Source organism: Flavobacterium azooxidireducens (assembly GCF_023195775.1).
GTDB classification, from domain to species: domain Bacteria; phylum Bacteroidota; class Bacteroidia; order Flavobacteriales; family Flavobacteriaceae; genus Flavobacterium; species Flavobacterium azooxidireducens.
The window spans coordinates 929460-940832 of the sequence record NZ_CP096205.1; the positions used below are offsets into that span (position 1 = coordinate 929460).

General features: G+C 34.7%; 13 protein-coding genes and 2 tRNA genes. 8 read left to right on the forward strand and 7 right to left on the reverse strand.

The genetic code is table 11. From position 1 onward, the window contains the following. Positions 1-29: 29 nt before the first annotated feature. The 3 genes from M0M57_RS04165 to M0M57_RS04175 all read left to right on the forward strand — a co-directional run bounded on the left by M0M57_RS04165 (position 30) and on the right by M0M57_RS04175 (position 1671). On the forward strand, positions 30-245 hold the full coding sequence (locus tag M0M57_RS04165; RefSeq protein WP_248435660.1) for a hypothetical protein: 216 nt from the start codon (positions 30-32) through the stop codon (positions 243-245). Positions 246-483: 238 nt separating this feature from the next. After that, on the forward strand, positions 484-1356 hold the full coding sequence (gene fabD / locus M0M57_RS04170) for an ACP S-malonyltransferase (RefSeq protein ID WP_248435661.1): 873 nt from the start codon (positions 484-486) through the stop codon (positions 1354-1356). A gap of 60 nt (positions 1357-1416) precedes the next feature. Next, positions 1417-1671, forward strand: coding sequence for a hypothetical protein (locus M0M57_RS04175; protein WP_248435663.1), 255 nt, complete (start codon positions 1417-1419; stop codon positions 1669-1671). Between the two features lie 80 nt (positions 1672-1751). Here the strand turns inward: M0M57_RS04175 and M0M57_RS04180 are convergent, their stop codons facing one another. The 5 genes from M0M57_RS04180 to M0M57_RS04200 all read right to left on the reverse strand — a co-directional run bounded on the left by M0M57_RS04180 (position 1752) and on the right by M0M57_RS04200 (position 5324). Then, positions 1752-2030, reverse strand: coding sequence for a hypothetical protein (locus M0M57_RS04180; protein WP_248435665.1), 279 nt, complete (start codon positions 2028-2030; stop codon positions 1752-1754). Next, positions 2018-2200, reverse strand: coding sequence for a hypothetical protein (locus M0M57_RS04185; RefSeq protein ID WP_248435668.1), 183 nt, complete (start codon positions 2198-2200; stop codon positions 2018-2020). Before M0M57_RS04185 ends, M0M57_RS04180 begins: the two co-directional genes overlap by 13 nt. 115 nt (positions 2201-2315) lie before the next feature. Continuing rightward, a complete protein-coding gene (locus M0M57_RS04190) occupies positions 2316-3035 on the reverse strand; it encodes a hypothetical protein (RefSeq protein ID WP_248435669.1) in 720 nt (239 codons plus the stop codon). 131 nt (positions 3036-3166) lie between these two features. Then, positions 3167-4180 carry a UDP-glucose 4-epimerase GalE gene (gene galE, locus M0M57_RS04195; RefSeq protein ID WP_248435672.1) on the reverse strand — a complete coding sequence of 338 codons (1014 nt, stop codon included), beginning with the start codon at positions 4178-4180 and terminating at the stop codon, positions 3167-3169. 13 nt (positions 4181-4193) lie between these two features. After that, on the reverse strand, positions 4194-5324 hold the full coding sequence (locus M0M57_RS04200; protein WP_248435674.1) for a DegT/DnrJ/EryC1/StrS family aminotransferase: 1131 nt from the start codon (positions 5322-5324) through the stop codon (positions 4194-4196). A 143-nt stretch (positions 5325-5467) separates the two neighbouring features. Here M0M57_RS04200 and M0M57_RS04205 point away from each other — a divergent pair, with 143 nt between their 5' ends. The 5 genes from M0M57_RS04205 (at position 5468) to M0M57_RS04225 (ending at position 10893) form a co-directional block, all read left to right on the forward strand. Beyond that, positions 5468-6730 (forward strand): 3-deoxy-D-manno-octulosonic acid transferase, encoded by a 1263-nt coding sequence (locus M0M57_RS04205; protein ID WP_248435675.1) that lies wholly within the window; start codon positions 5468-5470, stop codon positions 6728-6730. Further along, entirely contained in the window at positions 6717-7163 is a 447-nt protein-coding gene (locus M0M57_RS04210; RefSeq protein ID WP_248435676.1) for a GNAT family N-acetyltransferase, read from the forward strand. The genes M0M57_RS04205 and M0M57_RS04210 overlap by 14 nt, the downstream gene beginning before the upstream one ends. Before the next feature lie 21 nt (positions 7164-7184). Beyond that, on the forward strand, positions 7185-9332 hold the full coding sequence (locus M0M57_RS04215) for a S46 family peptidase (protein ID WP_248435677.1): 2148 nt from the start codon (positions 7185-7187) through the stop codon (positions 9330-9332). A 200-nt stretch (positions 9333-9532) separates the two neighbouring features. Then, positions 9533-9730, forward strand: a complete 198-nt coding sequence (locus M0M57_RS04220) for a hypothetical protein (RefSeq protein ID WP_248435679.1) — start codon at positions 9533-9535, stop codon at positions 9728-9730. Between the two features lie 659 nt (positions 9731-10389). Continuing rightward, positions 10390-10893: a hypothetical protein gene (locus M0M57_RS04225; protein ID WP_248435681.1), complete on the forward strand. Its 504-nt coding sequence runs from the start codon at positions 10390-10392 to the stop codon at positions 10891-10893. 186 nt (positions 10894-11079) lie between these two features. On the opposite strand, the gene M0M57_RS04230 is transcribed toward M0M57_RS04225, so the two are convergent. Both M0M57_RS04230 and M0M57_RS04235 read right to left on the reverse strand, forming a co-directional pair. Next, positions 11080-11165, reverse strand: a tRNA-Leu gene (locus tag M0M57_RS04230). A gap of 37 nt (positions 11166-11202) precedes the next feature. Beyond that, positions 11203-11275, reverse strand: a tRNA-Gly gene (locus tag M0M57_RS04235). Positions 11276-11373: the final 98 nt, after the last annotated feature.

Below are 11373 nucleotides of genomic sequence, written 5' to 3' on the forward strand. Positions count from 1 at the left end.
TTATAAAAATTTCCAAAAAACTAAATACCATGAAAAACAAAAGTTTCTACAACTGGATAGTAACGCTTTTTATTTTAAGTTTTCCTATCAGTTTATTTGCAGATGACGATATTGACCCACATCCAACTGATGATGATCCACTACCGGGAGCTCCAATAGATACTGCTTTAATTTATTTAATAATTATTGGAATTGTTTTCGCTTTCTATGTTGTTCAAAGACAGAAGAAAATAAACAAAATCTAATATCACTTTATATTCTTAAACCCGGCAAATTTGTCGGGTTTTTTGTTTCCAAAAATGCGAATAATTTCCTTTCTGCTCCCGATGGTAGTGGAAATCTTTTTGTTTTTTTTCAGAAAAACAAAAAATTGGAACGGACAGCGGGAACTGCGATTCCAAAAAAGCCCAAACGCTGCGGCTCCAAAAAAAATAAATAGTACATTTGTTATAACTTTAATGAATTAATTTTTTAGAATAGTATATGAAAGCATACGTTTTTCCTGGACAAGGAGCTCAGTTTACCGGAATGGGTAAGGATTTATATGAAAACTCGGCTTTGGCGAAAGAATTGTTTGAAAAAGCCAATGATATTTTGGGTTTTAGAATTACAGACATTATGTTTGAAGGTTCGGCTGAGGAATTGAAAGAGACTAAGGTTACACAACCGGCGGTGTTTTTGCACTCGGTAATTTTGGCTAAAACCTTAACCGATTTTGCACCGGATATGGTGGCGGGACATTCGTTAGGCGAATTTTCGGCGTTGGTTGCCAATGGAGCATTGTCGTTTGAAGATGGCTTGAAATTGGTTTCGAAACGTGCGTTGGCAATGCAAAAAGCGTGTGAAATCACCCCTTCTACAATGGCTGCGGTTTTGAATTTAGAAGATAAAATTGTGGAAGATATTTGTGCTTCGATTGATGGTGTTGTGGTGGCGGCAAATTACAATTGTCCGGGACAGTTAGTAATTTCAGGCGAATATAAAGCCGTGGAATTGGCTTGCGAAAAAATGAAAGAAGCAGGTGCAAAACGTGCGTTGATTTTGCCTGTTGGCGGAGCATTTCATTCGCCAATGATGAAACCGGCAAGAGAAGAATTGGCTGCTGCGATTGAAGCGACGACTTTTTCTACACCGATTTGCCCAGTGTATCAAAATGTAACAGCGAGTGCGGTTTCTGATCCGGAGGAAATAAAAAAGAATTTGATTATTCAATTGACGGCTCCGGTGCGATGGACGCAATCGGTTCAACAAATGATAGCCGATGGTGCGACTAGCTTTACAGAAGTTGGACCCGGAAAAGTGTTGGTTGGCTTAGTGAATAAGATTGACAAAGAAGTGGAAACAATCTCGGCCTAATTTAAGTTTGGCACTTGATTTGATAATTAGGATTTATTAACTTTTAAAACATAAACAAAAATGAAAAAAACACTTTTAGGATTAGTATTGATGGGATCATTATTTGTGGTTTCTTGTAAAGAAAAAACAACTGAAGAAAAAGTAGAAGATGCAGTTGAATCTGTTGGAAACGATATTGAAAATGCTGCAAACGAAACCGGAGATGCAGTTGAAAATGCAGCGAATGAAACAGGTGAAGCTTTAGAAAATGCTGCAGAAAAAACAGAAGAGGCTGTTGAAAACGGTAAAGAAAAACTGAAAAACGCAGCGGAATAATTTTAAAAAAATATCCTCACCCACAAAGTGAGGATATTTTATTTTATATCGTTGGCTAAAGGAGAGTGATTATTTAAAATTCAGGTGACAAGAATTTTGTTTTTATGATTTTCGAAAAAAATGTACCAAGTAGTTCTTGAATTTGATTTGTAGAAAATATAACGACTACCGAGATTTTTCAACTTGAATGGAGTTTTCTTGTGAGGAAAAGTTGATATTTCATTTATTGTAAAATCTACAATTTTATTCACATAAATCACTGCATTTTCAGGATATGCAAAATATTCCTCTGCAAAAAGAAGATAAATTAATTCGTCAAGGTAGAGTAGAACTTCATTTTTAAAAATTACTTTTTCCAAGGATAGGCTTTTATACGTTTGGTCATTTCGGCTTTAAATTGTTCTGGTGTTAATCCTTTTTCAAACTCTTTATCAAAATCAAAATCTTCACCAATTCCTTGAGGTTTGGTTTTTTCGTAGAGGGAAGTTGGCTCTTCAACTTTGTCTTTTTTTGGCTTTTTATCTTTCATACTGCTTTGATTTTGAACAAATTTAATAAAAAAGTATGAAATCAAGTTTAAAAAAAGGAGCTTGACTATAAAATCAGCTCCTTTGTCTATTATTTTCTAATAAATTCATTAACCTTTACGGTAAATACTCATATAGAACGCTATATTGATCAACATAACCATCATCATTAATTACAACTGTTGATGATATTGGGTATTTGTCTGTACCATAATTATAACTTACTTCTACCCTTCCAATTTCAACATTATCCTCATCTTTTATGATTGCTCGGTAAGGGTTATTTACTGGCAACAATAATTTTGCCATGATAATTTCTGGAGATGATGGTGCCATTCCGAAATTTAATTGAGTACTATTTAAAACATCTATAATACCCGCAGCATCAAGTGTGTGATAAAATGTAAAGGGCTTGTCATCATAAGAAATGGTAGCAGTATAAACATATCTTTCTCCTGACCAATAATCATCTTCATATAATTCTAAAACTGTTGGATTTCCGTTTGAATCATACTGTAAAATATCCCCAATTTCATAAGCATCATAAATAGTTGAGATTACTTCACTTGTAAATAGATTATCTCCACCACCTGATATCTTTTCGAGACTTCCGTCACTCCTGTAGGTAAAATATTTAATCTGCTCACCATCTGATGCAGTAAGCACTTTTTTATTTGTGTCATAAGTGACAGTTGAAACATTTGAATCACCGTTTCCGGTTGTTGTGGTTTTTGTAACGTATTTTTTATCTACGCTACCATTAGCATTCTCAAAACCATCATCGCTACTGCATGAAATCAAAAAGGAGGCAAATACAAAAACAATTAATTTTTTCATTATTAAATAAATTTTATGTTAAAAAGACAAATGTCAATTAATTTTTTAAATTTCAAAGCAAAAATCCTATTTTTTTTACAAAAAAAGTCTAAATTTTACTTTAGACTTTAGATGATTTTATTTAAAAAAACTTAACTTCTAATTTTCAGTTCCCATTTCCAAGCACTCGCCAAACTTTCTTCTAATGTTGATTGTGCTTTCCATCCCAAAACGTTATTAGCCTTGTCTGTGTTGGCATATGCAGAAGTAACATCTCCTTCTCTCCTACCAACAATTTTATAGGGCAATTTTTTTCCTGAAACTTTTTCGAAAGCAGTAATTACTTCCAAAACAGAACTTCCGGTTCCCGTGCCTAAATTGAACGTTTCAATTTTTGATGCATTTTTCTTTTCGATTAATCGTTGTAAAGCAACAACGTGAGCTTTTGCCAAATCGACAACGTGTATATAATCGCGAACGGCTGTTCCGTCCGGTGTTGGATAATCATCTCCGTAAACAGATAATTCTTGTCGTAATCCAATTCCGGTTTGTGTGATAAATGGCACTAAATTTTGAGGAACACCAATCGGTAATTCACCAATTTCTGCTGTTGGATGAGCTCCAATCGGGTTAAAATACCGCAAAAGAATTGAATTGATATTCGAAACTTTTACCACATCTGTAATAATTTCTTCCCCAATTTGTTTAGTATTTCCATAAGGCGACATGGCTGGTTGAACTGATGCATCTTCGGTAATTGGCATCTTTTCGGCTTGACCGTAAACAGTGCATGAGGAACTGAAAATAAAATGTGCCTCTTCCTTTTGTTGTAATTCTTGTAAAATATAAACCAACGCATTGATGTTATTTTCATAATACAACAACGGATTTTCAACACTTTCGCCTACTGCTTTGGAAGCGGCAAAATGAATTACACCCGAAACATCATTGTGCTTTTTGAAAAAATTTTGAACCGAAGTTTTATCTCGTAAATCCATTTGTTCAAAAAGCGGTTTTTTTCCGGTAATGCTAGTAATTCGATCTAAAACTTCAATGGAAGAATTAGATAGATTATCAATAATTACAGGTTCAAAACCTACATTTTGTAATTCTACAACTGTGTGAGAACCAATGAATCCAAGGCCTCCGGTTACAAGTACTTTCATGTTTTTTATATGATTAGTTGAAAAATTCTAAAACTGAATCCGTTATAAATTTAATTTGCTCATCATCTAATTCGGTGTGCATTGGCAACGAAATTACTTCTTTTACCAATTGATTTGTTACCGGAAAATCTTCTTCTTTATAACGAACATCAGCATACGCTTTTTGTGAATGCAACGGAATAGGATAATAAATCGCACACGGAATTCCTTTGCTTTGCAAGTGATCCATCAACGCATTTCTATCAGCATCAATAATTCGTAAAGTATATTGATGAAAAACGTGACAATCACACACTTCACAAATAGTTGGTGCAACGATATTTTTATGCCCTTCAAATGCTTTTGAATAACTTCGAGCTGCATTTTGTCTAGCTGCATTATAACTATCCAACAAAGGCAATTTTGCATTTAAAACCGCTGCTTGAATACTATCTAAACGAGAATTCACACCCACGACATCGTGGTGGTAACGCACATACATTCCGTGATTTACTATTCCTCGAATGGTGTGAGCCAAAGCATCATCATTCGTAAAAATTGCACCACCATCACCATAACAACCTAAATTTTTTGAAGGGAAAAAGGAAGTCGCTCCCACATGACCAATTGTTCCTACTTTCTTTTTTGTCCCGTCCGGATAGGTATAATCTGCTCCAATTGCTTGTGCATTATCTTCGATAACATATAAATTATGTTCGTTGGCAATTTGCATAATCGCTTCCATATTGGCAGCTCTTCCAAATAAATGAACCGGCACGATGGCTTTGGTTTTTGATGTAATTGCTTTCCTGATTCCGTCTAATGAAATGTTCATATTCACCATATCAACATCTACCAAAACAGGCGTTAATTGCAATAAGGCAATTACTTCTACCGTTGCGGCAAACGTGAAATCGGCTGTGATGACCTCGTCTCCGGGCTTTAAATCCAATCCCATCATAGCAATTTGAAGAGCATCTGTTCCATTTGCACACGGAATCACGTGCTTTACTCCTAAATAATCTTCCAGATTTTTTTGAAATTCGTGTACTTTCGGTCCATTGATATAGGTTGTGGTTTCTAAAACTTCTTGAATTGAAGCATCAACCGTAGTCTTAATTTTATCATATTGACTTTTTAAGTCAACCATTTGAAGTTTACGCATTACTTTTTATTTAATTTTAAAGTGCAAGATGTTTTCATTTTGAATGAGTTCACCTTAATAATATAACAAAAGTAATTATTTAGGAAGTTATAACAATGAAAATTCTTTAAAGTGATGTATTTTAGCGACACAATTTTAGCTATATGTTTTTTTTATACAATTTATTGGTTCATTTTGTCGGATTTTTACTGAAAATCGTTGCTCTTTTCAATCCGAAAATGAAACTTTTTGTGGATGGAAGAAAATCAGTTTTTGAGCAAATCAGACAGAAAATTTCTTCGCATGATAAAACGATTTGGTTTCACGCCGCTTCTTTAGGCGAGTTTGAACAAGGAATTCCCGTGATGGAAAAAATCAAAATTAAATTTCCTAATCATAAAATTATTGTGACATTTTTTTCGCCTTCCGGTTTTGAAGTTAGAAAAAACAACATAATTGCTGATTTAACGATTTATTTACCCTTAGACAAGCAACAAAACGCCAAACAATTTTTAGATTTAGTTCATCCGGAGTTGGTGTTTTTTATCAAATATGAATATTGGCCAAATTATTTGAATGAGTTAAAAAACAGAAACATTAAAACCTATTTAATTTCAGGAATTCTAAGAAAAAATCAAGTGTTTTTTAAATGGTATGGCGGATTTTATAGAAAATGTTTAACTGCTTTCGACTTCTTTTTTGTACAAAACGAATCATCCAAAAAACTATTACAATCGTTAGGTTATCAAAATGTGAAAATTTCCGGCGATACTCGCTTTGATCGCGTAGTTTCGATTTTGGAAAGAGATAATACACTAGATTTTATTGAAGAATTCAAAAACAACACAACCACCATTGTTATTGGAAGTTCGTGGCCAAAAGATGAAGAATTATTGGTGAATTTCATTAATAATTCATCTGAAAATGTGAAATTCATTATTGCTCCACATAATATTAAATCGGAACAAATTTCGGAATTGCAAAAATCGATTACAAAAAAATCAATTTTATTTTCGGAATTGGAATTGTATGTACGGACAGGTCGCGACCTGTCCCTACGGGAATATGACGTATTCATCATCAACACCATCGGCATCTTAACCAAAATCTACAACTACGCCGACATTGCCTACGTTGGCGGTGGCTTCGGAAATCCAGGTGTGCACAACATTTTAGAACCGGCAACTTTTGGCATTCCCATTGTAATCGGACCCAATTATTCTCATTTTGCCGAAGCGACCGCATTAGTAAATATGGAAGGTTGCGTTTCCATTTCCAATCAAAATGAATTGAATGAAACTTTCTCCACCTTACTTTCCAACGAAGATATCCGACACGAAAAAGGTCATATTTGCAGCACTTTCGTGCAAATGAACAAAGGTGCATCGGACGTTATTTTAAACCATTTAGATAATGACAACCTTTAAACCTTTATCCGCATCAGAGATTGATGAAATCCTTCAAATGATGAAGGAATTTTACGCCATCGACAATTATCCTTTTGAAATCGAAACATCCAAAAAACTCTTTCATCAATTTCTTGAAGATGAAAACCTCGGAAAAGCTTGGCTAATTTTGAATGAAGATGAAATCGTTGGCTATGTCATTCTCACCTTCGTTTTCAGTTTCGAATACCGAGGAAAAATTGCTTTTTTAGACGAATTATACATCAAAAATACTGCTCAAGGAAAAGGCTTTGGCAAACAAACGCTCCATTTCATTCGCCAAGAAGCTCATAAATTATCGTTAAAAATCATCTATTTGGAGGTGGAACCACATAATCATCCTGCTCAAAAATTGTATATTGCAAACGATTTCGAAGAACACAAACGAAAATTATTCAAACACACTGTAAAATAAGAACTTACTAAACAACTCATTATGAAATTTTTACGCTTACTCATCCTGTTTCTTTCCTTTTCTGCATTTGCCCAACAAGGTGGTATGTGGATTCCGTCACTTTTGGAAGGAATGAACGAAAAAGAAATGAAATCGCTCGGCATGAAAATGTCTGCCGAAGATATTTACTCCGTGAACAAATCGAGTATGAAAGACGCTGTACCGCATTTCAACAACGGCTGTACATCGGAAGTGATTTCTTCTAAAGGACTTTTATTAACCAATCATCACTGTGGTTACGGCGAAATTCAATCCCATTCTACCGTTGAAAATGATTATTTAGAGAAAGGTTTTTGGGCAATGAGTTTAGACGAAGAACTTCCAAACGAAGGACTAGTGGTAACATTCATCGTCAAAATTGAAGATGTCACTTCAAAAGTTTTGGAAAACACGCAATCCATTTCGAACGAAGCAGACAAACAGAAAAAAATTCAAGAAAACATTTCAGCTTTAACCACTTCTTTACCTAAAGAAAGTTGGCAAGAAAACCGAATAAGAACGTTTTATGACGGAAATCAATACATCTGGTTTGTGGTTGAAACCTATAAAGATGTTCGTTTAGTAGGTGCTCCGCCGTCATCCATCGGAAAATTTGGTTCTGATACAGACAACTGGGTTTGGCCTCGTCATACCGGAGATTTTTCGTTGTTCAGAATTTACGCCGACAAAAACAATCGTCCGGCAGAATATTCCAAAGACAATGTTCCTTATACGCCAAAACACTTTTTCCCAGTTTCTATTGACGGTGTAAAAGAAGATGATTTCACAATGGTTTTCGGCTATCCGGGAAGAACGCAAGAATATTTGCCGGCTGTTGCTGTTGAACAAATTGTCAACGAACTCAATCCTGCCAAAATCGAAATTCGTGATGCCGCCTTGAAAGTACAAGACGGTTTTATGCGAAAAGACAAAGCGATTAAAATTCAATATGCTGCCAAATACGCTTCGGTTGCCAATTATTGGAAAAAATGGATCGGCGAAACCAAAGGTTTAAAAAAATCCAATGCGGTTCAAATCAAAAAAGATTTTGAAAAAGATTTCATGAATAAAGTGGCGAAAGCCGGAAAACAAGCTGAATACGGCAACTTACTTTCAGAATTTGAGAAAAATTACGCTGAAATCGCTCCGTATGCATTAAGCCGTGATTATTTTATGGAAGTCGTAATGCGTAACACCGAATTATTGAGTTTTGGTTACCGTTTGGTACAGTTGGAAAACCTTCACAAAACTAGAGGCGAACAAGCGTTTATGGATAGAAAAGAAAATTTCATCACCGGTTTTGCCGATTTATACAAAGATTTCAATGCTACTGTTGACGAAAAAGTAATGGAGCAATTAATTGAATTGTACGCCACCAAATCGCCAAAACAATTTTTACCCGAAGGTTTGTTAAACCAAGATTTAAAAGCCAAAACAACTGAAATCTATAAAACTTCAAAATTAACCAATTACAATGGCTTAAAAGAATTGTTAACGGGAGATGCCAAAACCGTTCTTGAGAAATTAAACAACGATAGCGGATTTGCATTCGTAAAAATGTTATCCGAAGCCTACACCAAAAACGTAGTTCCAAAATACGAAGAAATCAACCTTAAAAATACCGCTTTGCAACGCACGTATATGAAAGGAATTTTGGAATTAAGTCCAAAAGAAGCCCGCATTTTCCCGGATGCTAACTCAACGTTGCGTGTAACGTATGGAAAAGTAAAAGGCTACGCACCTAGCGACGCGGTTTATTACAGTCCGGTGACCTATTTAGACGGTGTGATGGAAAAATACGTTCCGGGCGACTACGAATTTGATGTTTCGCCAAAGTTGATTGAATTATACAACAACAAAGATTACGGACAATATGCCGAAAACGGAAAACTTCCTGTCAATTTCATCGGAACAAATCACACTACAGGAGGTAATTCAGGAAGTCCGGCAATAGACAAAAACGGAAACTTAATCGGCTTAAATTTCGACCGCGTTTGGGAAGGAACTATGAGCGATATTTATTATGATCCGGCCATTTGCAGAAACATTATGGTCGACATTCGTTACGTACTTTTCGTGATTGACAAGTATGCCGGAGCGAAACATTTGATAAATGAAATGAAAGTAGTGGGCAAAAAAGCTAAAAAATAATATTTTCAGACTAAAATCTTACATAAACCCCTTTCGAAAAAGGGGTTTACTATTTAAAAACACCCTAAAAATGGGGACTCAAACGTTTGAAACACAAATAGTTTATTTTTTTTTAAAAATATTTCGTAAAATATTTTGTTGAACCAAAAAATTTATATCTTTGCTCCGAATTAATAATTAACCTTTTATAATAAAGTAAGATGAAAAAAGTAATTTTAAGTTTAGTATTTGTTGCTGCTTTAACAGTAGTATCTTGTAAAGAAAAAGAAACTGAAGTAGTTGAAGAAACTACTACAGAAGTAGTTGAAGAAGTTGCTGTACCAGTTGAAGAAGCTGTTGAAGTAGTTGATTCTGCTGCTACAACTACAGAAGCTCCAGCTGAAACTCCAGCTCAGTAATTAGCAACAAGCTAACAAAAAAACTAATCCCGACTTGTTCGGGATTTTTTTTGCTCTAAAGTGAAGGAAATTATAGCATTCACAGATCATTCCTTCAACTTTTCTTATAAAAAATCTTCCTCAACTTCTGAAAATCCAAAAATCTAACAATCTAACAATCTTTTTTGGGCGTGCCCCTCCGACAAGCTCCGGGTCGGGCTTTCGTTCCAAGTCCTCGTCCAAAGGTTGGTTTTTATCGGGTTCTGCTCGGCTTCTTTGGTCGCCGGCACAACCCGCAAAAACTCAACCTTTGTCCTGCGGGCTTTCCACTTCAATCCCTCACGCGGTTTCAGTACAACAAAGCATTTCAGAGGAAAATAATTTACAAAAAAGTAGAGTTTTCAGTCGCAGTCCCAGTTTTCAGAATCTGCCTCTCCCACAATCTTGTCATTTCGCAAGATGACGAAGTCGAAATAGAAATCTCCCGCCAAAGCTGGCAGCCTTCCCTCAAATAAGTCATCCAAAACTTTGTGCTTTTTTTACTTTTTGGCAAAACTAAACCTTGATAGCAAATTCATCTTTGTCAAAGTTTTGAACTTTGACAAAGATTCACAAAAAATTTATATTTTTATAAAAGTAAGTAAGTAAGTCAAAACAAACTTCTAACCGTTGAATAAAAAATGAAAAAAAATTTAATACAAATTTTACTCATATTCACTTGTTCAATCTATGCACAACCATCATACTCAGAATTATTTGTATCAAATAAAAGAGGTTTTTTGATTCGTCAAAAAAATGTTCTTCTAAAAATTAGTGATACAACTTATCTCTTGGAAAGATACCCCTCTGGAATGGGAATTTTTTGGGGCGTAACTAAAGATACTCTGAAACTAGCCGAAAACAAACTGGTGTCTGATAGTCTTCAAATTGAGTTCAAAAACACAAAAAAATATAAAATAATAACAAAAAAAAGTAAAAAAAATTATCGTTTTAAAATTCTTGATAAATCTAATCCAGACATTTTATATACAAGAAACCTAGTATTCAGAGAAGAAATAAAATATAAAATTAAAGACAAAGAATTAGCTTCTGAATTTGTAAAAAAGACAAATAATCTTATCACCAAACTTAATCACGAAGAGTTCAAAATTAAAGTTGAAGCAATAGTAAAAAGTATCGAATAATTGATAAGCAACAAAGATTTGATGCTTTCACAAGATTGTTATTACAGTGAAGTAATCTTTTTTTAAACCACATTTCATCTTTGTCAAAGTTTAAAACTTTGACAAAGATTTCTGCTTAATTATCAAATAAATTTCAAAATAAATCAATAAAAAAAGCTCCACTTGTAAAAACAAATGAAGCTTTTGTACTCAAGGCGGGACTTGAACCCGCACGGGCATTACTGCCCACTGGATTTTAAGTCCAGCGTGTCTACCAATTCCACCACTCGAGCCTGATGCGAGCAAACTGCTTGCACTATAAGGTAGAAGAGCGAAAAACGGGATTCGAACCCGCGACCTCCACCTTGGCAAGGTGGCGCTCTACCAACTGAGCTATTTTCGCGTACAGGTTTTTAAAAGAACTGCACTACTTGTTTAGCAATGCGGATGCAAATGTACTATAATTATTTACTTTTACAAGCGTTTTTTGCAAAAAAATTT